This is a genomic window from Xenorhabdus anantnagensis, from assembly GCF_028598555.1.
Classification (GTDB): domain Bacteria; phylum Pseudomonadota; class Gammaproteobacteria; order Enterobacterales; family Enterobacteriaceae; genus Xenorhabdus; species Xenorhabdus anantnagensis.
The window spans coordinates 60,887-86,568 of sequence record NZ_JAQRFN010000014.1; the positions used below are offsets into that span (position 1 = coordinate 60,887).

Genomic DNA, 25,682 nt, shown 5'->3' on the forward strand with positions numbered 1-25,682 from the left:
AATAGTATAGATAATATGTAAACGTCAATAAAAACATGTTTAAAATAATAGCAATGAACCAACATGCTGAAAAAGAAAAATTAATTTTAAAATTTCCCCGCCAAAAAAATGAACTTATATTTTCATAGCAGTATATCAATATAAAAATAAAATAATAATAATAAATGTTTATCACGTGATAACTGTTTTGTATCATAGTATATTATTCTTACAATCAAAAAAAAGATATAATCTGGCTCTATTGTAGTGCAATTTTAGTGTAAAAAAAGAATATTTCACTGGATTAATTTAATAAAAAATTTATTGATAATTTTATCATTAGTCCATAAAACAAGATCCTACATATTATATGTATTTGATATCATAATTATCCAAGTCATAATGTTTGTCTCCCAACAACTCAGAGATTTCGATGAAAAAGAGGGGAATCAATCACATTTCATAAAATTCGCAGATGGGTTGGATTTCTAAATTATCCAAAGGTAACGTAGTTATGCATTGAGGTGATAATTTTTAAAGTTAGGAAGACAGAATTAATACTGATATGCAGTGTCCGCGAAGCATTGCAAATTACAGAATTATTCATAGAAAAATTAACGGTTGCTCTTTTATTCCGGCTTGATATACGAGATAAGAATAGTCGGGTTGGAAGATAGGATAACAAAATAAACAATGGTAGTGTTAATGGTCTCCTTTACCTGTACTATGTTTTGTCACCCCCTTTTGTTTGGTTTCAAAATCGACATTTCATATCCTCAAAAATTGAAAATAGAGAGTATACACAAATAACAACACGTTGAATGTATGACTGACTTTGATGGATGCTATTTATCCTTTTTTCAGCAGAAACAGAGTAGGTGCGTGGAGAAGATTAGCAGAACTCAGATCTCAAAACTATTGAGGAGTCCCTATCGCGGCACTCCTCTTTTTTTGTGTTATACCTCAAGCACTACCTACCCTGCAGTACATACTATTAACCCAGCTGCATTAGGATCATCAACTATTTTATCATTCACTGAGTCATATATAACATATTGAGTAGGAGAATTTGGGTCCCCCAAGACTTTTATCATAACTTTGTCTGGAACCGCTTTTTTATCTCCTTGAAATAATCCCCATCTATAGAGATTTTTAAACTCTGAACCTACAGCTGTTAGGCCATATTTACTTAGAAAATCTTTTTTTGATAAAGGCTTATATGTCACCCCACCTATACCTATGTCGTTATCACATGTAACTTTATCATTTATTGTGTGATATCCTTCAAATATTGGGGAATTAGCATCATGTAGCAAAAATCTTCCGAGAGTTGCCGCGTATTCATACAAATAAATTCTGCCGTCTTTTTTTGTAATTGTAGCTTTTACTGTTCCACTGCCTTTGTTATCAAAAGATAAAGGGCCTTTATTGTCACTTCCAGCATAAATAAAGTAGAAATACGGGTATGGGTTTGGCTCATAAACATCTACCTCATATTGAAGTTCCGATGGATTGAAGGCTGTATCAGGATGAGAAGGGTCTCTCAATTCTCCCCTTAAGGCATCAAAAAAGTTATACGGATGATGTGGTTTATAAAATGACTGAGATACACTCGGGTTATATTGATTATAGACATACAGCATAGCGTCCTGAGGCACAGGAGCAAAACTTACCAAATTATCAGACTCCTTATCTTTGGGGGCACCACCGGGTAATTCACTCGGTATTGTCAATGTCACTTTGATAAATGTGTTTTCGATATCCTCTTTATTACCAACTCCAACATGACTGTCTAATGTTGCATATAAATACCCTTCATCGTCTGTTTTTAGTGATGTTTTTTCAGGTTCAGATAAGTATCTGGAGTCGATTTGTGTCTGATTGCGTGTCCATGTCACACTACTAAATATATGATTTTGAACTTTATCTTGGCCGTTACTTCCTTTCCTTGTAATCAATGCCCTGTATTTGTATTTATCAGTCCCATTACCAAGCAGCGGTTTTTCCTTATCAAATGGTTTTTCAATACCATCGACCACAACCGTATGGACCTCAACACTGGTAATCTCAAAATCCACAGGTGGAGATTTAAAATTAATTGAATCTACACACTTCTGTGTTGTTGAAGATACAGGAGCACCAACAACAGTCAGACATATCTCAGCATTTGTAACAATAGGTTTATCCTTTGTACTTGTTAATTCCGCGTTTAATTTTCCATTAGTTACAGTCGTTATTTTTCCTGAAGGCGATAAAGATAGACCCGCATCTTTTGGATTTGTTGGTGATTTAATAATCCACTCAAATGGTATATTTCCCGTATCCGTATCTTTGTTTTGAACATCAGCACCAAACACGGTTGCTGTAAATTCATATGATCCTCCAGAAGTAATTGTTCCATTTGGTGTGCCTGGACTTAATGTTACGCTCTGAATTGATGGCCAGTTGAAAGCCAAGTCTGTTTGCGAGGGTGGAGAACCACTGATAGCAGCTTTTACTGTAACTATTTGTTCCACACTGCTGCTAAATGTTGCCACTGGATTACCGGCAGTGTAATTTGTTGTGACTTTATCACGATGAGGAGCATCAAAATCCCATGTTATTGGCAGATTTTTCAGTGAATTTTTATCGTTAATTATTGCCGTAACAGTATATGTTTCACCGACCAGTATTGGGCTGTTAGGTGTAGTTGTTAGTGTAATTTTGGCTGTCTTGAAAGAAACTTTATCAGCTGGAGTTGGTTTTTTTTGCCCTTCAATCGAAAGAGTAACAATGACATCATCTACTGGTTCTGAACTCGTCAATGTTGCGGTCAATTGCCCTTTATCATCGGTTTTGTCACCGTTAGGCACTAATTTCAACGTCGAAATCTCTTTATGATCATGATCCCAGTTTATATTGGCGATTGATGTGTTTGGTGGGACTGGATTATTACTGCCATCCAAAACAACAGCTTTATAGGTATAAGCCTGAATCCCATCTGCTATGAGAGGTGCTGTCATATTGTTTGGTGATGAAACTTTTATTTTGTCTACATGAAAACGTGAAGTATCTTCTCCAAAACTCACCGTTCCTACCAATTGTTGCGGCTCCCCTTCTATCTTTAAGTAAATTTTTGCATTCTGGATGGCTTTTTTGCTGGTTAATTTAACAATATTTGTTAGATTGCCGAGTTCATCAGTCGTAAGTTTATCAACTTTATTCCAACTAAATTTCAGACCAGAGGCATCATCTTCAGCAGGGTCTGATATCCACTGAACATTATCAATAGTGGCATTTTTGACTGGTGTTCCATCAACGGTGTCAAAGGTAATCACGGGATTGAAGGTATAATAAGTTGTACCATCGGCAGGTAATGGTCCTGGAGGTGCAAAGTTAGATTCTTCCCTTTTCTTAATCTTATAAGGCCTGACAATAACGCTCATCTCTACAGGCTCTGATTTCTGGCCGTTATTAAATTCGGCAAATGCATAAATCGTATAATTGTTGTTTTTATTGTCACCGGAGAGGAATTTTGGCAGTGTAATTTGAATTGACTGACCTGTTTTAGAAGAAAGTGTTCCCCCATTTTTGTTAAAATCTTCATTAGCCGCCCAGTGAATTTGTTTGATAGGTGAATTAGAGGATATTTGAGCTGAAATATCGCGCTGCTGGTGACTATAACCAATAATCGTTTCTGGCAAAGACAATTGCGTTTTTGGAATTTCTTTGTGATCAAGCACAATATTGTTATTTCTTTCCACTAAGTCATAACGGCTTCCTGCCAATGTACGCATTGAAGCTACATTTTCTGGTGATAATTGAGTACTGAGAGGTACTCCGAGTTTATAATTGAAATTAGCTAAAAACTGCGTTTCAGTATGACCGCTTTCACCTTGTTTATAATCTACACCCATTGTCACAAGTGGGATCGGAGTATAAGTTAAACCTAATTTAGCCAGACTTGGGTTTTTCTGTCTGGTATCGCGATTAAATAAGGTAACGTTATCACCGAAATATTGTTCGTATGTCAGTTTCGCACCCAGATTGGGGTAGGCGGGCAGGAAAAATTCGCCATTAATATCATACCCATTTGCCGGGCGTTCATGAAAACCCTTAAAATTCCGTGATTCTTGTAAGCCACTCAAACGATAATAAGTATTAGCTGAGAGTTTGATATAGTCGCCCCAAATTTCGCCTCCCAAACCTAAGCGCTGGTTTTTTCCCGTCAGGTCATGATCATAGAAAGTATTCAGGCCATACATCCAATTTTGATAGAAATAACGTCCACCTAAGCCAACGTTTATGGTATTGCGGCTGTCTTTGTTACGATAACCCAATTGGGAGAAGAATAGCCAGTCTGCTTTATTGTCGTAAAGTGGCAGCAATAGATCGAGGGAGTTGTTTTCCAGCGTTCCCTTTTTATCCAGACCAAAGTTAATTCTGGCAGTACCAAACTGTGATAACCATTTTTGAGTTTCGGAAGAGATAGTACTGTTGAATTTTCCTAAAGCATAGGATTTAGCTTGCTCTGCTAAATCCGAAGGAGAAGATGATAGGATATTGCCTACTGTTTGAATATTTCTGGCGATTAAATTTGGGGTATCAGATTCTGGGGTATCATTGGTATTTTCATTAATTCTTTTTTTACTTGATTTATTAACGGAAATATCTATATTATTTTTACTGTCTGTTATTTTAGTGTATATATTGCCAGTGGTTAATTTACCATCTGCAAAGGCATGCATCAGTGTAGAAGGTATAAATAAAGCATAAATAAAGATAAATAAAACAATGATTTTACGAATATATGATGACATATATAAGTACCCCAAAATACATCAAATTATAATTAATAGCCTGATTTTATGTTGATTCAGTAAAAAAATCAGGCTATTCCCCTAATCTCCTATATTAGAAAGTATTTTTATTATTGTGATGAAAGATAATTATCAGGTGATAACTAAAAGTTATCTTATGGGGATATGATAGCTTAATTGGTATATAAAATAGAAAAAATACGGGCCCAATTATTTGAGCCTGTGCTTTTATTTTTTACGTTTGAATAAGAAAATCACTTAATGAATCTTACGGTTACACTCTGTGACGTTACACCATTAACACGATACTCTACAGTTTGATATCCATCTTGGATCTGATCTACAGAAAAATCTATGGTGTAGTAGGTTCTTATTTCATCAATGATAATGTTATTCATGACATCACCAATATAATCTTCTATAAGATCACCAATTTTGATACCCGGATATTCTGGGATTTCTTCTTTGTTAAAATATAAAGTAAGAAAATCATCAATATCTTCGGGGTTATTTAGGATGTTAGTTTTACATATTTTATAAGAATCAATAGAAAAACAAAGTGCAATTTGCTCACATCCTGAAAGGTTTAGATGTTTTTTAGGAGCTATTACTTCAATTTTTCCTTTTATTTTTGATTTATCTAAAACGCCATTTTTAGCTTGAGGTAAAATAGGTGCATCTAAAAAAACTCTCTTCAGTAGACATGAGATCTCCTTATAATATTAATATATTGTTATAATCTATAATAAGTTGTATGGTTTTTTATTATAATTCGTCATTTATCACCATTGCTAATTTAAATTTTTATTTTTACTCAAATTAAAATGTCTGGTTGTGCTAATTATTCACTATATATTTCGAGTGATTTTTATTTCCAATTATTAATTTTAGATAATCTATTGTAATTGTGTTTTTTTTTGTTTCGTGTTCCACTATTAATTAGGCGAGAATTTTAAATAATAATCGTCGAACTAATTCTTATTATTTATCACGATAACTAAAAATTAAGTGATATGAAGATAAAGTAGCATAAGTATTACTATCAACTAACGAAAGAAAAGCAACTTACGGATGAAATCCGGCAGGCGATTCATCACTCTCATCCACCCAAAAACAAACTTTCAAGGTGATACACCTCACATTTATTTCACTCTCTAGCTATAACGTGTAAAATAGCAGCATATTTGTGTTAGATGAATGCTGCGGCGTTCTGCCAAGCGGCATTCATGTAATATTTTCTCAAATAGCTAAAACGGTAAAAATACTTGTCAATTAATAACTTAAGAAATATCGCCATCATCGCTCACGTCGACCACGGCAAAACCACACTGGTTGATAAACTCCTGCAACAGTCTGGAACTTTTGGTGAGCGTGCTGCTACTGCTGAGCGCGTGATGGATTCCAACGATCTGGAAAAAGAGCGTGGTATCACCATTCTTGCGAAAAACACCGCCATCAAGTGGAATGATTACCGCATCAATATCGTAGATACCCCAGGTCACGCCGACTTTGGTGGTGAAGTTGAACGTGTAATGTCAATGGTAGACAGTGTTTTGCTGCTGGTTGATGCGATGGATGGCCCAATGCCACAGACTCGCTTCGTAACTCAGAAAGCCTTTGCCCACGGTTTGAAGCCTATCGTTGTTATCAACAAAGTTGACCGTCCTGGCGCGCGCCCGGATTGGGTTGTGGATCAGGTATTTGACCTGTTCGTAAACCTGGGCGCAACAGATGAGCAGCTCGATTTTCCAATCGTTTATGCTTCTGCATTGATGGGTATTGCGGGTAACGAGCATACTGAAATGGCTGAAGATATGACTCCGTTGTATCAGGCTATCGTTGAGCATGTTGAGCCACCTAAGGTTGACCTTGATGGCCCATTCCAGATGCAGATTTCACAGCTGGACTACAACAATTATGTTGGGGTTATCGGTATTGGCCGTATCAAGCGCGGTACGGTAAAACCAAACCAGAACATCACTCTGATTGATAGCGAAGGCAAGTCTCGCAATGGTAAAGTCGGTAAAGTATTCAGCCATCTGGGACTGGATCGTATCGAGTCTGATAAGGCGGAAGCGGGCGATATCATCGCAATCACTGGCCTGGGCGATCTGAACATTTCCGATACTCTATGTGACGTCAGTGCAGTTGAAGCGCTGCCGGCGCTGGCGGTTGATGAGCCTACCGTAAGCATGTATTTCTGTGTAAATACTTCTCCATTCTGTGGCCGTGAAGGTAAGTATGTTACTTCCCGTCAGATCCTTGATCGCCTGAGAAAAGAACTGGTTCATAACGTTGCACTGCGTGTTGAAGAAACTGAAGATCCAGACGCATTCCGTGTATCTGGTCGTGGTGAACTGCACTTGTCTGTTCTGATTGAGAACATGCGTCGTGAAGGCTTCGAGCTGGGGGTTTCCCGTCCAAAAGTTATTTTCCGTGAAATTGATGGCCGTAAGCAGGAGCCATTCGAGCAGGTAACTCTGGATATCGAAGAGCAGCATCAGGGTGATGTGATGCAGGCACTGGGTGAGCGTAAAGGTGAAATGCGTGACATGCTGCCAGATGGCAAAGGCCGTGTTCGTCTTGATTACATTATTCCAAGCCGTGGTCTGATTGGTTTCCGTACTGAATTTATGACCATGACTTCCGGTACTGGTCTGCTGTATGCAACATTCAGCCACTATGATGACATCCGTCCGGGTGAGATTGGTCGTCGTCAGAATGGTGTACTGATTTCCAACGGACAAGGCAAAGCAGTTGCTTATGCGCTGTACAGTTTGCAGGAGCGTGGTAAATTGTTCCTCGGTCACGGTACTGAAGTGTATGAAGGCCAGATCATCGGTATTCACTCACGTTCTAATGACCTGACAGTTAACTGTCTGACCGGTAAAAAACTGACTAACGTACGTGCGTCAGGTACGGATGAAGCGACTACATTGTCTCCGCACATCAAGAAAACTCTGGAACAGGCTCTGGAGTTCATTGATGATGACGAATTGGTAGAAGTAACTCCACAGTCAATTCGTCTGCGTAAACGCCATCTGACTGAAAATGATCGTCGTCGCGCAAATCGTAGCAAGGAAGCTTAACTTCTGAGTTATACATTGCGCGTGACAGATCAATATGAATAGCTTAGGGCACTTCGGTGCCCTGAGTTTTTTATATCCAATTAACTTGAAGATGCAGATTTTAAGATTTGAAAATAACAGTTATCGCGCATCAGCTCATTCATGTACTTCTATAATCACTCAGCTGGATTCAGATTGGGAGGTGTCCATTCCAGAACTACTTCCGTTCCCTCCATCATCGCCGTTGCCCCCTTTAGCATTGCTATCACTATCACCACCAGATGCACCGTTACCGCCGTTACCACCTGATTGCCCTGGATATACCCCATCCCCACCATTGCCTCCATTTGTGCAATTGCTATCAGGTATTCCGTTTTGACCATTTTGACCAAACTTTCCATTTAACTTATTACAATCAATTTCTTTTATAGAAGATTTGCTTTCAGTCTTTGCATCTAATGGTACAAAAGAAAAACTTAATATAGATGCAGCTATAATTATTGTTCCTAGTTTCATTTTTAAATTCCTCTATGAAATAAAATTCATTTTCACAAATAGAACAACGCAATTTATGTATTTGAACAATACTTCGTTGTTTTTGATTTAAGCCTTTTTATTTCTATTGGCATCACTACTCCCTGTACTATCTCCTTTATTATCACTAATGAGTACATAAGATAAAATTGTGTTTTTTTGTTGTTTTTCTAATTTTACAGTTTAGAGATAAACATATTCCATAACAAAAAATCAGCCAGTTAAGTGAACCAGCTGATTTTGAGGCGGTAGTATTTAACTAATACGTTGTTGTCAGGAGCATGGCTACCTTACATTCATAACAGTATGAAATTTTATACCCTTCGTATTTCAAGTTGCCTCTTTGTTGGCTCACTTCTTCGCCGCAGCCCTTAACTCAGTGACGTTTTTACCGCCAACTCCCCAATTATCCGTCTCAACTTCATCAATGATCACAAAAGTTGTTGCGGGATTTTTTCCGAGCACATCCACCAGCAGTTGGGTTGCACCTTCGATCAATTGTTTTTTCTGCTCAGCGGTGACACCTTCGCGGGTAATTTTAATGTTCACAAATGGCATAAAAATGACTCCTTTTTTGGTTGTTATATAACTAGTTATATGACAAGTAGGTACAGCAAAAAATAGTTTTACTTATTGATATGTGGATATTTATTCAGATTTTTTTCTCTTCTGCGGTAGCGATCCACGCGGCGCAAAACAGCGTCAGGCGGGCGAAGAAATAGAAGAAAGCCATTAAGCCAATCACCGAGCCAAAAGCGGCACCAGAGGGTGAGCTGGCAAGGCGTGGCAGCATCATAGTCATAATATATTTGATGATTTCAAATCCAATGGCTGCCATTAACGTTCCTTTGAACAGTGCTTTTCTTTCAGGGCGATGACGCGGCAAGATCCACAATATCCATAGAAATAACAAATAATTGGCAGAAATGGAAATGGTCATTCCAATCGATGTCCATGCTGGGCGCAACCATTCTATGCCTTCTAATCCAAGGGCATGGACAATGGAAGCTTGAGCAGAACCGGCAATGGAAGTCAATGAAAGAGTCATTACCAACGCAAAAAGCAGACCGAATAACGAGAAAAAATCGCGAATATACTGAAAATAGATTTTCTCTTTATCTTCATGATTACGTTCCCAAATATCCCGGGATTGGGCGAGTATCGCTTCGCGTAAATTACCGACCCAGTTCAAACCGGAATAAAGAGCAATCGCCAAACCTGTCAATCCCACCGTCGTTCTTTGGTTGACCGCAGTATCTACGCTATTTTTCAGCGTGTTGGCGAGAGCCGGATCACTGATGCTATTGGCGATACCATTGATCAAGCGGGCCAGCAAATCAGGATTGGAAGCCAGCACAAAACCCGCGATGGCAAAAGAGAGCATCAGGATTGGGATTAAGGATAGAAATGAGAAATAGGTGATTGCAGCACCAAATTGGCTGCCCATTCGGTCGTTGAAACGTTGTGCCGCCCTAATTAAGTGAGCAATAAAAGGAATGCGGCGGATGGCATTACCCATACGAATTGTTACGGAAAGCGCTTTTTTACTGCCATATAGCCCTTTTTTTAACGGTGTGAAACTCTTCCCCATCCTGAATTGTTCCCCTTTTTCATGATCACTTAGCATTACATCCCCTTAAATCTGGTCGTGCCTGATGTTACTCGTTATACCATTTTTAAAGATAGCACTTAAGATATATGCCCTGAACGCTGTTCGATAATGTTATTCGCTATATATGGGGTTCTAAGCCTGAACCGTCCAATATGTAGAGCACAACATATTCGGCGATATGCAGTGTTCAGGAATATGCAGACTCGCAAGCACAGGAGCCGGATGCCATATACCTTAAACTGTGGGGCGATATCTGTCGTTGCTTCAGCGTCGGGTAACATTCGACGGCAGTCTGAACATGTTTGGCGAGAATATATTGGCGGGCGATTTCATGTGGCACTTCTCCTTGTCTTAAGGAAAAGAAAAGGCATTCATCATAACACAATATAGGCTACGGCTGTTTGTTTTACCCCTAGGAACGCAGTTTAAGGAACGGAATGGTGACCGTAATCAGACTTTAGATAATTCAGAAATATTAAAAAATAAATAGTATGATGGTAATATGAAATTAATTCTGTTTGTTATTTGTGTGATAATTTTTTTTGATAAAAAAGAGGTGAGTAAATATGGAAAAAATAACAGAAAAATTAATGATGGAGTATGGTTTTACACTAAAGGAAATAAATAAAATAAAATCTGCTTCTCAGCGTTCAGGTCACGATATAAAAAAGGAAATTATGATTCTAAGTAATAGTTTTTATGGTCTGATGTTAGTTTTTCTTGTTATTTTGTTTTCTATTCTTTCTGCCATTGCTTTTGTTCCAGATGTTGATTATTTGAGTATTATATTTACATTTTTCATTTCGATTTTTGTTGTATTAATCTTTCACTCTCCAAGGTTAAGATACAAATCCTTTATGTTTATAAGAAAACATAAAGGATAGATGTTTATATCTTTATTATTTTTTATTATAATTTGGGTCGTTATACATATCATTGGCCGATTTTATGGTAACGCCATCGGCCACTGCTTCAAACCCTAATGAATAACCATTCATAAGCTGGTAACCACGAACATAATCGTCATTTATATAACGGAATAGTTTCCATGCATCTTCTTTTAATGTACTTCTAAATAATCCATAACCTGAAAGTGCTAAATCTACTCCACCATAAACTAGGCTTCCTGTTTTTTTACTATAACCTAAAGATTCAGAAATATATTCATACCCAATTCTCGCAAAGCCGTTGTAACCAGGATCATCATGAATAATCGCTCCCAAATTTTCTTGAGTGTTACTTACACCATGAAGTACGAGCCAAGCACCAGCTACAGTACCCAAAGGTGCTCCAATTACAGAAGCATCTCCTGCTAATATAATGCCTGCACCTGTAATAACTTGAGCTACTCCTGCAATCAGACCAATCCCTTTTAATACATAATCATAAAAACCAAGCCCTTCACTTCTTTTCCTTATTTCAACAGAGGCATATTGCTCGTAATTACCGTATTGTAATACATGTTCTTGATATCTTATATCATATATGTCAGTTTCCATTACAGATAGTATTTGTCTTTTTATTTTTTCTAATGATATATAATAAATATTATATTTACCCTGATTATTCGTAAGTGGCGGGTATGTTAGTTCATTGCCTCTGGAACCAGAAATGACAACAAAAGCGATAAGACGTTGTGTAAAACCGGCTTCTTTTAAACTGAAAATCTGATATATTTCTATTTCGGTCAGTTGTATATAGGCCATAGTGCATTTTCCTTTGGCGAGAAAGATGCCTACTATAGCAACTGACCGCCTTTCTTAGAAATTGCACTTGTATCATAGACAATATCGCGCCCCCGATAATCCACCAAAAGTAGCGCTGAAGCCGGACGCATGATGACCTATATGTAGCGAAAAATACATAAGTAAAAAAAAGTAACAGGCAAAATGGAAAAGGCAACGGGTGAGAGGATTTGAAAAAGTACGGTAGCCAATATAAGGCTACCGTACAGAAGATCAATCGTTGATCAGGATGATCAATCTAATTGACGGCCCTTGACTTCACTGTGGACAGTTGGAATCTCGGTATTGTGGCTCTCATTTTTCACAAAAGGTACTTTACCGGAGAAAATATCTTTTTGTGCAGAGATTGCCAGACTTGCCATGGAATCTGGCACGTTAACCCCTAAGTTTTTACCCTTGTCGTATCCCGCAACAGATTGTTGATTAATTTGCGGGGTATTCAGTGAGACAGACCCTTGGGCGCTGTCAATTTTGCTGCCCACCAAATATGTTGTTCCAGAAGCATCCAGATTAACCCCTTGAGTACCGGTCAATGTTGTTTGCTTACCAACGGCTTCTCGGTCGAGAGTATCGTAATTACCTTTGAGTTTGCCATTGAAGCCCTTGAACGCGGATTTCAGTTGATCTTTCAAACTTGGTGCTTCACCGTCGGTTTTGGTATTGCCAGTAGTCGCTGCGTTTTCTGACGAGCCTTCCGTTGCGGTAGGAACATTTCCTTTAGAAGGAGCATCTCCTTTGACGGTTTTGCTATAACCCAAGCCAGCATCCAGACCTACATTCAGGCTATGAGTGCTGTCTTTGCGGCTTTCGACATTGAAATTACCACCGACTTTGCTCGTTACCTGATCATCAGCAGCCACATTAGCACCTTTGAGTGAGGTATCTCCCGCACTGGTCAGCGTGACATTGCCGCCGGAAACATGTGTATTACGGTGGGTGGTTTGATCCAGATGGTTAATACCAAATTTCAATTCACCGCCAATGTTATATTTACTGTCGATGATTTTGTTAGCCGAATTGTCTGCTGCGCCATCGCCTCCTTCATTTTTGCGGGCGGTGGAAGACATGCCACCTTTCGCTTTAGCGCCGACATTCCAACCATTGGCGTTGGCAGTATCCTGAGCCGAAGTCAGTTCGATTTTTCCACGCTGTGCTGTTAAATCTACCTGCTTGCCAGAAACGTTGGCACCTTGCAACGCCAGATTATTACCTGCATTCAGGTTTACACCTTGCCCACCAGTAAGATTGCTGGTTTGAGCGGTAGTCTTGTTTTGATTGTCGGTGTTATAACCGCCACCGAGGCTACCACTGAAATTCTTACCATCAGGGTTGGTTCCTACGGTCAGGGAAATCTCTCCATTGTAGCCATTGCTTTGTTTCTCATTGCGATTGGTGGCTTGATTGAACTGGATATTTCCTCCGGCATCAACGTTGGCTGAACCTTTACCCGCATCCATTGAAGTGCCTTGGTAACGTGCGTCTCTGGTCACCTGAACGTTAATGCCGTTTTGGGCTTTGATGCTGCTGGTAGCTGCGCTGGTATTATTGTCGGATGTTTCCTGATAACTGCCATTGCCTTTGCCACTAACGGAAATATCTGCGCCTGTTGTGGTGTAGACACGCAAGCTTGCATTGCCGGTGGTATCAGAGGTATGAGTGTTTTGGCGGTTGAGTGCCGCTTCACTGGTATGGCTGCCAGCGGTCAGGGAAACACCGCCTTTCTTGGCTTCATATTGCGTACCTTGATCGTAGACATCACCGTTCGTTGTGACTTTGATATCGCCAGCCTTGACGGTAGTCACTACGGCATTGGACTGGTGGTTATTGGTGTAACGGCTTTTACCATCCATCGCCAGTTCAATCCCCGCATTAGGCAGGCCAGTTTTTGTGATCGCGGTGTCCAGTTTCTTATCTGCGGCGGCTTTGGCTGTTTTTTCCGCAGGACGGGTAGTTGCACTGTAATCGGCCGTTCCGCTGATCTCACCACCAACCTGTAATTGATTGGTTGAGCTGGATTCTGTATTGGCTGTTGCTACATTCTTAATACTGCCAGCATTGGCCTGATAGGAGCCTTGCACCTGATGATCCGTTCCTTGTTGCTTCAACTCACCCATTGCGTTCAGCTCAAGGTTGCCAGTGACCTGAGTTTTTGCCACTTCTGCGGTTGTTCGGCCTTGGGATTTCCCATCGTTATTGTAGTTTCCGTCAACGCCACTACCGAGTTTGTCCATACCACCAGTGACAAACACGCTGCTACGCAGTTTTTCTTGTGAGGTTGAAGTTGATGTGCTGTTTTCTCCAGCCAGTAAGGCAATGTTATCCCCAGTGATTCTTGCGTCTCCCTGAGTTGTAACCAATTTTGAGCCAGTCACGGTGACATCTTGGCCGGCATTTATAGTGAGATTGCCACCACTCAATTCTGATGGACGTTGTGTTGTGCTTTCATCCTTCTGTTTATCGGTAACATGCTCAAAACCTACACCAGCACGATATTGTTTATCTTTCATATCCTTGGCGTAGTACAGCCAGTCAAGGTTGGTTTTTTCCTGTTGGTACTGATTTTTCTCACCATAATTCAGGATATTGATGTTACCCGAAGTATCCAGTTGCAGTTCCTTGGCGCTTTTCACCAGACTGTCAACGACCTTGATATCTTTATTGCTGAATAATTTCAGATCTGCATCGGAAATCAGAGAACTGCCGGAAGATTTTTGCTGCGTATTGTGTTCTTGGTTAGTATTTTTGGTGATATTGAAAATTGTTCCTTTTCTTTCATCTACCTCTTTATAAGTATGACTAACCGCGTTATCGATCGTTAATTGTCCATCATTGGCTTCAACATAGGCACCTTTTTGGGCTTTGACTTTACTGCCCGTAATAGTGACGCCATTCATGCCTTGCAGCAGCACATACCCGCCAGCCGTAACTTCGGAAATATGATGAGTTTCTGATTTATCGCGATTATCTTTCTTGCTGCCACCAGCAATACCGCCCCAATAAGTTTTATCCTTAATAAGGCTTTGATCATCAACAAGAGACTGAACAGTAATATTGGTTTGTTGTCCCGCCAAAACAATCAGGTTTTCGCCTGAATTAATGTGCGTGCCAATAATGTCAACATTTCCTCCTGCCTTAATACCTAAAGCTCCGCCTGAACTCAACTCATTACCAGTACTTCTTTGCGTGGTATTGACCTTGTTCCAGTGACCCGTTTGCAATGATGCAGAATGGCGCTTTTTATATCCCTTCTCTGAGATCTTTTCTGATTCCACCAATCCCGCCAGCTTCACATCTTTCTTAGCAGATACGGACAACTTATTTCCGGCTTTGATCTTACTGCCAAGCACTTCTGCATTGCCTTCACTGGCAGTCAGCTGAACATTTTCACGGGCGTTGATGGTATTGCCTTCGTACTGAAGTTTTTCATTCTTATTGGTGACATCATACCGCCAAACTACTTTCCCTTGATTATTGATGCTACGGTCAAGTTGATGAAGTTTTTGCCCATCCAGTTTCAGATTGGCACCCGTCAGTTCGACATTGTCCCCCTCAATATCGGTTACCATTACTCGATTGTTTTGTTTGGCAACCAGCGTGATGTTCTTGCCTGCCAATTGGGTACGGGCAACAGATTCACTGATTTGCTCTTTTTCGGTATAAATGTCACTGAAGATACTGTCGTGATTATCACTGCCCTTTTTGTTTGATGAAGATTGATGCAGGCGTCCTTGAGACAGTACATTATTGCCTGTCAAGGTGATATCTCCGCCTTTTAGAACCGCAGCTTCCAACGTCACATCGCCGTAAGATTCAACATTGATGCCATCATCAGCCGTCATTTTACCCCGCAAATTGACGCCGCTTCCTTCTGCCGTATTCAGCAGACGGATACGCCCAGCCTGCATACTGCCAAAATAATAGCTGTCGAGTGCGCCAATATTCGCTTGCTGAGAATCCAAAATGTGGCCATCGGCGGAAATTTTGTTATTCCCCGTCGTGATATTGAGATTTTTTGAGGTAACCACCTGACCCTTGATGTCAACTTTAGGCGCGATCAGATTCAATACATCATTATGAGATAATCCCTTGTTTCTGATATCCAGAGACTTTTGGTTATCAAATGTACTAAAACTTTGGAGAATGCCATTTTCCACCAGCGGATTACCGACAACCAGTGATGCCTGATTCGTATTGATAAAACCACAGCCGTTACAGGTAATGCCGTTAGGGTTTGCCAGTATATAATCAGCAGCTATACCAAACACTTCCTGTTCTCCGAGCAAAAATGAAGGGTTACGGCTAATAACCTCATTTAATATTACGCTTGCGGCTTGCCCATTCAGGTTGCTGTTGGCAGATAATTCGCCTGCCAGTTGTGATTGCCCATTCCCCAGAGAGTTATTGAACACGGCTCCCATTTGGTCAACGTTGAAATCCTGATATTGGTTATGTGATAGCCCTGATTCCGAAGGTGCAACAATATTTATCACCGTTGCACCGGTATCAGCTTGGATAACACCCGGGCTGTGTGCAGCATCGCCTCCTGGAGTAATTTCATTGGCGAAACTGGCTGAACAGGTTGCCAGAATAATTGCCATGGATACGGCGAGTTTTCCCGTAGGAGATAACTTAAATTTTTTACTTTTCATATTATTACCCTTATTTACTTCTTTATTGCCATGTGCAGTGCCCTGGGGACCATTGTTTTAGAAACAATTGTTTTAGAGACAACAGTTTTAGAGACAACGGTTCTAGAGACAATCGTTCTAGGATTAATCCCCACAACTGACTGCGGTTAAAAAAACATCAAATGGTTCAAAAAACTAAAAAGTATAAGAAAAGCGGGTTAACAGTTGCATAGGCTCATCCGTGTTCCTATTTTGGTGAGAAAGGAATTTGCCCCGGCTGACTTCAACATCCGCAAACAAGCTCTGATAACGCAGCGTCAAACCGGCGCTCAAGCCGGCACTGCTTTTCCAATCATCCTGACTGCGATAGCCTTTAACTTGGCCGATATCCATACCAGCCCACAGTGCAAGTGAGCCTTTGGCAATGGGGATTGAGTGGGAGAGTGTATTTCTCCAGTACCAGCCGTTATCAGCCGACGACATATTTTTGCTGAATCCTCGCACGGCATTACGGTCGGTCACATTGAGCCACTCAATACCCGGTAACCCACTTCGACTGTACTGAGCATAAAATTGGCTATTAAATCGGTAAGGCATATCAAAGAGGGTGAAACGCTGATGTAAATTTGCCGAAAATTTCCCTTTGGTAAATTGTTTATTCAGGCTGGCTGTTGTTGCTGTTTGGGCACTAAACCACGGTATTCCCTGCTCAATGCTTATATTGAGGGAGATCAGCCCTGAAGGAATGAGTTGTAAATGGTTAATACCCAACTCGAGAACACTCACTGTCTGGCTACTGACATCGATTTTGGCGTCTTCGAAATAGTTGTTGTAATTCTTATAAATAAACTGGGCGTTTAATGTGCTGATTTGCGATTGATTACGATGAAAGACCCAATCGGTACGAATCCCTGTTTGCTGTGAATTCCCGTGCAGTTTGATTGATTTTATCTGTAAACGGGGATGGCTGGAGTATTGGGAATAGCTGTTGAATCCGCTGAACGTCATAGCCCCATAAGGGAGGGAATAGAGCAGGGTATAGGCGCGATTGTATTGAGTATCGGGTTTATCAACGGTACTGCTGCCGCTAAGGCTGACAAAATCAGATAACCCCAATGGGCTATCAACGCTGGCATTGAGTCGAGTGATCCATTTTCCTGTACTTTTTTGCCCATAATTATCGGTGGTCGTGGTTATTTTCCACGGAGAAGAATGCCGATTATGTAGCTTGACAATGGAACCACCATTAACTGTGCCGGGAAGAATATCGAGAGTCGTTTTATTTGATTGCAGGCGATTTGCCTGATCCAGTCCTTGATCAAGCTGATTCAGGTTGAGTGGTTGATTTGTCAAACGTGGGAATAGTGTTTGGCTATTGATCCAGCGGTCACTCCCTTCTATTGCCTCGACAAAACCTTCAACAACATTAATCCCCAGTTCATCATTCGCGTTGGGAGGAATAAATTGCACCCGCGCCGTAATGTAACCTTTAGCGATATAAAGGTTAGTGATTTCCGCCGACAGCTTGTTGATGTCATTGCTGGTGATACAGTTATCGGACAAGGCACTGAGGGTATTCAAGTCCCCCAGAGAGAGTAAGGTAATACCTTGAAGATAAACTCCTTTGATCGCCAAACAAGATGGTGCTTCTTCCAGCACAGGTGAAACAGTTTGTGGTGAAATGCTATCTGCGCGATTAATCAACCCTTGATGGCGGCGCTCTTCAATTAATTGATCTATTTCCCGTGAACTATCCTGTAAGGTTCTTCTTATTTCATTTGTAGAGAAAGTTTCATCCATAGGTAAAGTAGGGTTAAGTACATCAGACGAAGCACTTACCTGAAATGAAGTACATAATAAGATTAAGATTGTCGTCCTTTTAATCATGGGAATACCCAAATAACAATAGTTGATGGGAAATGTATCGTGCTGGGTCTAGTTTATTAATTGGGCATTAAAGCATAGAAAATATTTTATGTTGCTCTGATTAATGGTTGTATTTTGTTCAAAATTATCATTTGAAGTTATAAATTTCTCTTAGTGATTTATGATAATTCATTTTAGTTATGTATTACCCAAGAAAAAGAGGTAAGTGAAATTCAATTTGGGTTTAATTAATATTCAGTAGAATAATGAGGCAGAATTAGGAACCTTGCTGTATTTTGTTTCTTTTATTTAAAAATTTAACTTATGGCATGTTGATGAAAGGAATTGAATAGAGGGAAATATAAAACACAAGAACAGGCACGTTTCAATCAGATGGTTTAATTGAGCATTAATCATGCATGAAATTATGAATACATTTATCTTTATTTATTATGAAAATAATTACTATATGAAAATCTGACAGCGGGAAAAGATCAGAAAAACAAATATAAAAAAGAAAAATGGGAATTAAAGTAAATTGACAGGGGTTTTGAGAAATATCTGATTGATTCAGCCAATGAATAATATTCATTGGCTGAAAGATTATTACTTAATACTTAATGAATAAGATATTAAGCAACAATTGGCGCACGCCAGTCGTCAGAACCAGAAGTACCAGCAGTAGTGTGTTCCCATTCAATCTTACGGTAAGAAAGAGAAACACGAATCAACTGAGTGAATTCAGATTTTGCTGGATCTTGGCAGTGTGGCATTTTGCAGTCGATGTCAACGATAGTCGCATCTACCAGTTTAGTAGTGAAGAAATGCTCTTGTTTACCTTCGATTGAAGTACGGTACCATTTCAATTCTACAGTAGTCAGCATCTCGCCAGAAGCCAGTGCGTTGTAAAGCAGAGGAACTGCTTTATTCAATGCAACGGTAAAGCGGAATGGCTTATGCGCACGCTGGCCAGAAGGCTGTCCTGACTGTGGATCAGTTGGAACAGTTACAATGTGGTCAAATTCTTGAACCAGCATTTCGTCTTCGTGACCTTGAACAAAGATATTACCTACGGATTCAGCAGTGAATGCGCCAGCAGTAATATGGCCCTGAGTTTTACCATTGATAGAAATATAACATGGAGTTGGCATATGAATATCCTATAAAAATTTACCAATATTTAGTGTAAGTGTTCATTCCTTGCGTGATAATTCCATTTATTCATCAAAATGAAATTTTAGCTTGCCAAACACTCGGAGCGAATAATAAAGCTGAAATTGTCTGATGCAAAGTCATTTGAAAAAAGCAACATACGCTTTAATTCAATGACAAATAAAAATTTTATAATCATTGCCGTTGTGAAAGTTATGGCTAATTTTTTATAAACAATCAGCCTCTTTAACTGGTTTAAAAATGAGCTTCGATATTTACACCGAACCAATCCATTGATTTATAACGATTTTTGTTTTTTTATTTAAATGTTTTTTATGATCATTTAAAAAGTGTTACCTAGATCAAAAAAATGAAAATAATTTAGATTGTTATGATACATAATTAATCAAAATAAAATAATAAATGATATTGATGCTGATTATTAACCTAGATTTTGATGGTTATATTTTATTCAATGGAGGATGAAAAATATTTCTTTTTATGCAATTTATAGGTGATGGGTCTACATACTCTTACAAAGAGTAAAACCAAACTTTTATCTATTTTGAGAGAAAAAAATATTTATAATTTGCTATGAGTTGAGATAAAGAGATTAAAAGCTTGAATAGAGGACTTTATCAATTTGTGTTTTGGCTTTACATCAAAAAAATAAAATGTCAAACTCGAACTTGACGATTTTTCATATCGATGTTACTTCCACGATTGGATAAGGTATATCTGATTATTTAACTATATGTTGATATAAAACAATATGTTGATATAAAACCACATGTTGATATAAAACCACATGTTGATATAAAACCACATGTTGATATAAAACCACATGTTGATATAAAACCATTCGTACCTGCAAATATAGTTATCTTCTGTTTCCTATTTTTTAGGGAGATTCACTGTATTTGTTATATGAGTAAACATTGGAATCATTCTCTCACCAATAATGGGTTGTTAGACAGTTCATGGTTGTATTAGCCAAAGGATTAAAATATGAGTAAGAATAGTCCAGGTAGCGTAGCTCCAAAAGAAAGAATTAATATTAAGTACGTCCCTAATACCGGTGACCAAACCGCAGAAGTTGAATTACCTCTGAATCTTCTAGTTGTTGGTGACTTGAAAGGCAAAAGCGAAGATACACCAATTGAAGAACGGCAAACAGTTTCTATCAATAAAAATAACTTCAATGCCGTAATGAATGAGGCGAACATCAACCTGACTTTTAACGTCCCTAATCGCCTCGATGAAAAAAGCGAAGAAGATCTCCCCGTTAATCTGGAAATAAAATCACTGAGCGATTTTTCACCAGATAATGTCGCAAAGAAAGTACCTGAATTAAATAAACTTCTCGAACTTCGTGAGGCATTGGTTGCATTAAAAGGCCCATTGGGAAATATCCCAGCATTTCGTGCTCGCTTGCAGTCACTGCTGGAAGATGAATCCGTTCGTGAGCAACTCCTGAAAGAACTTGAAATCGTCAATAAAAAATAACTGGTTAAAGGAATTTTTAAATGGCTCAGCACGAAGAAAACAGCACAGCTATTGCTTCTGGCGCAACGACCTCCTTGCTTGATGAGATTATGTCTCAAGCGAGAATGACTCCGGAAAATGACGGCTACTACATTGCAAAACAAGGTGTTGCTGCGTTTATCGGTAGCATTCTGGATACTGGCTCTAACGAAGAACCCATCAACAAACTGCTTGTTGATAAAATGATCGTTGAGTTAGATAAAAAGCTCAGCGAGCAGATGGATGAAATTATGCACGCTAAGCAGTTCCAGGAATTGGAATCTTCTTGGCGTTCACTGAAAATTTTGGTGGATCGCACTGATTTCCGTGAAAACATCAAAATCAACGTTATTCATGCCACTAAAGATGAATTGCTGGAAGATTTTGAATTCTCCCCTGAAATTATTCAGTCCGGCTTCTACAAACACGTTTATTCCACAGGCTACGGTCAGTTTGGTGGTGAACCTGTTGCTGCTGTCATCGGTAACTACGCGTTCAGCAACACGACGCCTGATATTAAATTGATGCAGTATGTCAGTTCAGTAGGTGCAATGGCTCATGCGCCATTCTTGTCTTCCGTTTCACCAGAATTCTTTGGTGTTAACAGCTTTACTGACCTGCCAGCCATTAAAGATCTGAAGTCCGTCTTCGAAGGCCCTTCACATACTAAATGGCGTGCGCTGCGTGAGTCTGAAGATTCACGTTACTTAGGTCTGACCGCACCACGTTTCTTGCTGCGCCTGCCTTATTCCAACGTTGAAAATCCAATCAAGAACTTCAACTATCAGGAAAATGTCAGCCGTGACCATGAACATTTCTTGTGGGGCAACACTGCGTACTTGCTGGCTAGCTGCCTGACTGACAGCTTCGCTAAATATCGCTGGTGTCCAAACATCATCGGTCCACAGAGCGGTGGTGCAGTAAGCGATTTGCCGGTTCACCTGTACGAAGCAATGGGCCAGGTTCAGGCGAAGATCCCAACAGAAGTGCTGATCACTGACCGTCGTGAATTCGAACTGGCAGAAGAAGGTTTCATTACTCTGACCATGCGTAAGGGTAGCGATAACGCAGCATTCTTCTCTGCAAACTCGGTTCAGAAACCAAAAGTATTCCCAAATACCCGTGAAGGGAAAATTGCAGAAACCAACTATAAGTTGGGCACGCAACTTCCATACATGTTCATCATCAACCGTCTGGCTCACTACATCAAAGTGTTGCAGCGTGAACAGATCGGCTCTTGGAAAGAGCGTCAGGATCTGGAGCGCGAACTGAACATGTGGCTGAAACAGTACATTGCTGATCAGGAAAACCCACCCACTGACGTTCGTAGCCGTCGTCCTCTGCGCGCCGCTGAGATCAAGGTTCTGGATGTTGAAGGCGATCCAGGCTGGTATCAGGTTGCAATGCAAGTTCGCCCGCACTTCAAGTACATGGGTGCAAGCTTCGAACTGTCTCTGGTTGGACGTTTGGATAAGGAATAATCATGGCTGCGCTGTACAGTTGGAACAGAGGCAGCTCTGCCAGTCTGTTCGAGCGCATTCAAGGGAAGAGCTCCGGCTCTTCCCGTCAGTCAAGGATGCGTTCACTGCTTGATTCTATCAGGAAGCATTTGAATGAAGTGCTGAATTCCCGTCCCGGTGCCTGCCAAAGCGCCGTTGAATTAGGGGTCATTGATCTCAATGATGCGACCGCGACATCGGTGGATTTCAAGCAAAGTATCGAATGGGCGATTGAAGAGTGCATCAGAAATTATGAACCCAGAATATCAGCAGTTTCTGTCAGCGCCATCAATGATGACTCAGATCCGTTGCTGTTGAGCTTTCATATCAGCGCTGAAATCTCTCTGGATGATATCAACGACCTTGTGGAATTTAGCATCCAGTTGGATAACAACCGGCGCTATTGCCTGGAGCGAACTCAATAAATGTCATTTGAAAAATATTTCAGAGATGAGTTGAACTATCTGCGACAACTGGGGAAAGAAGCCGCAGTTGAGCGCCCTCATCTTGCCGCATTTCTGTCAGAACAAGGCTCTGACCCCGACGTTGAGCGTTTGCTTGAAGGTTTTGCCTTCCTGACAGGCAACCTGCGGGCAAAGATTGATGATCAGTTCCCTGAATTGACCCACGGCCTGCTCAATATGCTTTGGCCGAACTATCTGCGTCCAACCCCCAGCATGACCATCATCGAGTATACCCCCGATGAAAGCGTTGTGACGAAAGCTACACAGGTCAAGCGTGGCACACAGATTATGAGCCATACGCTGTCAACTCAAGATGATATTTATTCGAGCGAAAAATCGGGTGGCAAAAAAGACGATCATGGCCGCTGTACCTTCACGCTCTGCCGTGATGTGTGGCTGTTTCCGCTTTCCATCCGTGACATCTCCGTCAATAACAGTAATGAGACCGGGATTATCGGCCTGAATTTTGCGTCGAAAACGGAACTGAACCTGCATGAGTTAGAACTGGGCAAACTGCGCTTTTACCTGAGTGGTGATGACTATACCACCTCCCAGCTCTATTTCTGGCTCTGTTATTACTTCAGAAAAGCAGAATTGGTGGTAGGAGATACCGTGATCCCGCTGCCAGATTTTGATTTTGTGCCTGTAGGATTTGAGCGGGAAGATGCATTACTGCCATATCCGAAAAACGCCTACATGGGATATCGCATTTTGCAGGAATATTTCTGTTTCGCAGAAAGTTTCCTGTTCTTTGATGTGAAAGGTTTCCCGGCGCTGCCTGAAGATCTCAAGACCAAAGATTTCAAACTGAATTTACATTTTTCTCAGGCATTGCCACCCGAAGCCAAGGTTCGTCATGACACTTTCCGTCTGCACTGCACACCCGCAATCAACCTGTTCCCGATGGACAGTGAAGCGATTGAACTCAATGGCAGCCAGACTGAATATCCGTTGAAAGCCAGTTACAGCTTTCCTGATAACTACGACATTTTCTCTGTTGATGGCGTAGAAAGCTGGCTGACAGGAGAAAATGGTGAACGCAGTCGCGCCCGTATTGGTGAGCGAGTTTATACCCCGTTTGAAAGTTTCAATCACCAAATTGATAACGAAGATGAACGCTCAATGCGTTATTACCGTCTTCGGGTGAAAGAGTCACCTTTCCGCAGGGGTCTGGAACATTTCATCTCATTTGTCCGGGGAGATGAATCAGATTTGCTCAGACTCAAACTGAAAGAAAATGTTTCGATCAGCTTGACCTGTACCAACCGTGAATTGCCTTTAGAACTACGCGTTGGCGACATTAATTACCCGTCAATCGGCAGCCCGTCATTTGCGACATTCCGCAATATCACGCGCCCATCAGTGCCTCTCTATCCCCTGCTGGATGGCGGTTTGCACTGGTCACTGCTGTCAAATATGTCGCTTAACTATATGTCATTACTGGATAGGGACGCGCTGAAACAGGTGCTGCGTACCTACGATTTCCCAAGTATTCATAACCGACAGTCCAAGCGTTCATCGCAGAAACGGCTTGATGCCATTGAGAAGATTGAAACAGAGCCGACAGATCGTCTGTTCCGTGGGCAGCCTGTGCGTGGGTTGCGCTCAACACTGTATATCCGGCAACAGGCATTCAGCTCGGAAGGTGAGCTTTATCTGTTCAGTACGGTTCTGTCACGGTTTTTCTCACTGTATGCCAGCGTCAATGCTTTTCATATGTTGAAGGTAATCAATTTAGATAATCAGGAATGTTATGAATGGCCGGTACAGATAGGTCAACACTCGTTGATGTAACCACTGAGCAGAACCCTGCCACACCGTTGGCATTGGACATCTCACAGTACAACTTTTACCAGTTGGTTGAGCTACTTAACCAGCTGGCGGTAGCGTGGGATAAAACAGGGGAGACAGATCGTCCCGATCTGGAATCGATCCGTTTCCGTTCCAGTGCCAGTCTGGCATTTCCGACTCGTGATGTCATCTCGCTTGCGCAATCTAAGAAGGGATACTTCGAACTGGAAGTTTCCTTTATGGGATTGCACGGAAGTCAGTCTCCGATGCCGGGCTATTATCTGGACGCTCTGGCATGGGAAGATGCTCAAGGGGAAAATCGCCTGACGGATTTTCTCAACCTTTTCAACCATCGTCTAATTACGCTCCTGCATCAGATTTGGCGGAAATACCGCTATTACATCTGTTTCAAGAAAGGTGGGGAAGATAATTTTTCCCAGCGTATGTTCTCTCTCGTTGGGCTGGGCAGTGATGTCAATCGCCGGATGCTGAACATCAATCACAGCAAAATGCTGGCGTATGCCGGATTGCTGGCAAGCCCCGGACGCTCACCAGAAGTGATATGCAGCCTTGTTACCCACTGTTTTGATTTGCAGGACGTTACGCTGCACGGTTGGCAATTCAGGAAAGTCACCATTCCGGTGGATCAGCAGAATCGGCTGGGGGGAACCAATAAAGGCCAGAAAATCGGTGATACCGAGCTGTCCGTATTGGGACAAAACTTCACCATCGGCTCTTGGGTTGGGGATTATAGCGGGAAATTTCTGCTCAGTATCAACGACCTGACCCGCGACCGGTTCCTCTCATTCCTGCCTGATGGCAAGAACTACCTCCCGTTGGTGATGTTCATTTCTTTTGTCATGCGCAGCCAATTCGCTTGGGAGCTGCGCCTTGGTCTGGCTGAAAATCAGGTCAGCGGCATGGTATTGGGGGCGAAGCAGAATAACCATCTGGGGTGGACCAGTTTTCTCGGCGAACCGGAAAAGAAACCCTTTGTCACAATTTCAGTTATGGAATAACG

The 25,682-nt window shown here is 40.9% G+C and carries 15 protein-coding genes; 7 read left to right on the forward strand and 8 right to left on the reverse strand.

The genetic code is table 11. The annotated features are described in order from the left end of the window. Nucleotides 1–953: 953 nt before the first annotated feature. Nucleotides 954–4,778, reverse strand: coding sequence for an inverse autotransporter beta domain-containing protein (locus tag PSI14_RS12170; RefSeq protein ID WP_273576143.1), 3,825 nt, complete (start codon nt 4,776–4,778; stop codon nt 954–956). Between the two features lie 1,265 nt (nt 4,779–6,043). On the opposite strand from PSI14_RS12170, the gene typA reads away from it, so the two are divergent. Then, nucleotides 6,044–7,867, forward strand: coding sequence for a ribosome-dependent GTPase TypA (gene typA / locus PSI14_RS12175; protein ID WP_273576144.1), 1,824 nt, complete (start codon nt 6,044–6,046; stop codon nt 7,865–7,867). A gap of 159 nt (nt 7,868–8,026) precedes the next feature. Here typA and PSI14_RS12180 read toward each other — a convergent pair whose 3' ends face one another. The 3 genes from PSI14_RS12180 to yhjD all read right to left on the reverse strand — a co-directional run bounded on the left by PSI14_RS12180 (nt 8,027) and on the right by yhjD (nt 10,007). Then, a complete protein-coding gene (locus PSI14_RS12180) occupies nt 8,027–8,362 on the reverse strand; it encodes a hypothetical protein (protein WP_273576145.1) in 336 nt (111 codons plus the stop codon). Between the two features lie 369 nt (nt 8,363–8,731). Next, nucleotides 8,732–8,938 carry a 2-hydroxymuconate tautomerase family protein gene (locus PSI14_RS12185; protein ID WP_273576146.1) on the reverse strand — a complete coding sequence of 69 codons (207 nt, stop codon included), beginning with the start codon at nt 8,936–8,938 and terminating at the stop codon, nt 8,732–8,734. A gap of 94 nt (nt 8,939–9,032) precedes the next feature. After that, on the reverse strand, nt 9,033–10,007 hold the full coding sequence (gene yhjD, locus PSI14_RS12190; RefSeq protein ID WP_370688854.1) for an inner membrane protein YhjD: 975 nt from the start codon (nt 10,005–10,007) through the stop codon (nt 9,033–9,035). Nucleotides 10,008–10,558: 551 nt separating this feature from the next. Between yhjD and PSI14_RS12195 the strand changes: the two genes are divergently transcribed. Next, nucleotides 10,559–10,876, forward strand: coding sequence for a hypothetical protein (locus PSI14_RS12195; protein WP_273576147.1), 318 nt, complete (start codon nt 10,559–10,561; stop codon nt 10,874–10,876). A 15-nt stretch (nt 10,877–10,891) separates the two neighbouring features. On the opposite strand, the gene PSI14_RS12200 is transcribed toward PSI14_RS12195, so the two are convergent. The 4 genes from PSI14_RS12200 to PSI14_RS12215 form a co-directional block, all read right to left on the reverse strand. Continuing rightward, nucleotides 10,892–11,698, reverse strand: coding sequence for a DUF4225 domain-containing protein (locus PSI14_RS12200; protein ID WP_273576148.1), 807 nt, complete (start codon nt 11,696–11,698; stop codon nt 10,892–10,894). Nucleotides 11,699–11,970: 272 nt separating this feature from the next. Further along, nucleotides 11,971–16,386, reverse strand: coding sequence for a hemagglutinin repeat-containing protein (locus PSI14_RS12205; RefSeq protein ID WP_273576149.1), 4,416 nt, complete (start codon nt 16,384–16,386; stop codon nt 11,971–11,973). A 174-nt stretch (nt 16,387–16,560) separates the two neighbouring features. Continuing rightward, nucleotides 16,561–18,252 (reverse strand): ShlB/FhaC/HecB family hemolysin secretion/activation protein, encoded by a 1,692-nt coding sequence (locus PSI14_RS12210; protein WP_273576150.1) that lies wholly within the window; start codon nt 18,250–18,252, stop codon nt 16,561–16,563. Between the two features lie 611 nt (nt 18,253–18,863). Then, nucleotides 18,864–19,382, reverse strand: a complete 519-nt coding sequence (locus PSI14_RS12215; protein WP_273576151.1) for an Hcp family type VI secretion system effector — start codon at nt 19,380–19,382, stop codon at nt 18,864–18,866. A 1,009-nt stretch (nt 19,383–20,391) separates the two neighbouring features. On the opposite strand from PSI14_RS12215, the gene tssB reads away from it, so the two are divergent. The 5 genes from tssB to tssG are packed head-to-tail and all read left to right on the forward strand — an operon-like array spanning nt 20,392 to nt 25,680. Beyond that, nucleotides 20,392–20,889, forward strand: coding sequence for a type VI secretion system contractile sheath small subunit (gene tssB / locus PSI14_RS12220; protein ID WP_273576152.1), 498 nt, complete (start codon nt 20,392–20,394; stop codon nt 20,887–20,889). Between the two features lie 20 nt (nt 20,890–20,909). Next, nucleotides 20,910–22,388 (forward strand): type VI secretion system contractile sheath large subunit, encoded by a 1,479-nt coding sequence (gene tssC / locus PSI14_RS12225; protein ID WP_273576153.1) that lies wholly within the window; start codon nt 20,910–20,912, stop codon nt 22,386–22,388. A 2-nt stretch (nt 22,389–22,390) separates the two neighbouring features. Further along, on the forward strand, nt 22,391–22,831 hold the full coding sequence (tssE, locus tag PSI14_RS12230) for a type VI secretion system baseplate subunit TssE (protein WP_092519773.1): 441 nt from the start codon (nt 22,391–22,393) through the stop codon (nt 22,829–22,831). Continuing rightward, a complete protein-coding gene (gene tssF / locus PSI14_RS12235; RefSeq protein ID WP_273576154.1) occupies nt 22,832–24,664 on the forward strand; it encodes a type VI secretion system baseplate subunit TssF in 1,833 nt (610 codons plus the stop codon). It begins immediately after the preceding gene. Then, nucleotides 24,628–25,680, forward strand: coding sequence for a type VI secretion system baseplate subunit TssG (gene tssG / locus PSI14_RS12240; protein WP_273576155.1), 1,053 nt, complete (start codon nt 24,628–24,630; stop codon nt 25,678–25,680). The genes tssF and tssG overlap by 37 nt, the downstream gene beginning before the upstream one ends. Nucleotides 25,681–25,682 lie beyond the last annotated feature (2 nt).

Coding starts and splice junctions, on each gene's coding strand:
- tssB (WP_273576152.1), top strand. CDS start 20,392: ATGAGTAAGAATAGTCCAGGTAGCGTAGCTCCAAAAGAAAGAATTAAT.
- PSI14_RS12205 (WP_273576149.1), bottom strand. CDS start 16,386: ATGAAAAGTAAAAAATTTAAGTTATCTCCTACGGGAAAACTCGCCGTA.
- tssE (WP_092519773.1), top strand. CDS start 22,391: ATGGCTGCGCTGTACAGTTGGAACAGAGGCAGCTCTGCCAGTCTGTTC.
- tssG (WP_273576155.1), top strand. CDS start 24,628: ATGGCCGGTACAGATAGGTCAACACTCGTTGATGTAACCACTGAGCAG.
- PSI14_RS12180 (WP_273576145.1), bottom strand. CDS start 8,362: ATGAAACTAGGAACAATAATTATAGCTGCATCTATATTAAGTTTTTCT.
- PSI14_RS12195 (WP_273576147.1), top strand. CDS start 10,559: ATGGAAAAAATAACAGAAAAATTAATGATGGAGTATGGTTTTACACTA.
- PSI14_RS12210 (WP_273576150.1), bottom strand. CDS start 18,252: ATGATTAAAAGGACGACAATCTTAATCTTATTATGTACTTCATTTCAG.
- yhjD (WP_370688854.1), bottom strand. CDS start 10,007: ATGCTAAGTGATCATGAAAAAGGGGAACAATTCAGGATGGGGAAGAGT.
- PSI14_RS12200 (WP_273576148.1), bottom strand. CDS start 11,698: ATGGCCTATATACAACTGACCGAAATAGAAATATATCAGATTTTCAGT.
- PSI14_RS12170 (WP_273576143.1), bottom strand. CDS start 4,778: ATGTCATCATATATTCGTAAAATCATTGTTTTATTTATCTTTATTTAT.
- tssF (WP_273576154.1), top strand. CDS start 22,832: ATGTCATTTGAAAAATATTTCAGAGATGAGTTGAACTATCTGCGACAA.
- PSI14_RS12215 (WP_273576151.1), bottom strand. CDS start 19,382: ATGCCAACTCCATGTTATATTTCTATCAATGGTAAAACTCAGGGCCAT.
- tssC (WP_273576153.1), top strand. CDS start 20,910: ATGGCTCAGCACGAAGAAAACAGCACAGCTATTGCTTCTGGCGCAACG.
- PSI14_RS12185 (WP_273576146.1), bottom strand. CDS start 8,938: ATGCCATTTGTGAACATTAAAATTACCCGCGAAGGTGTCACCGCTGAG.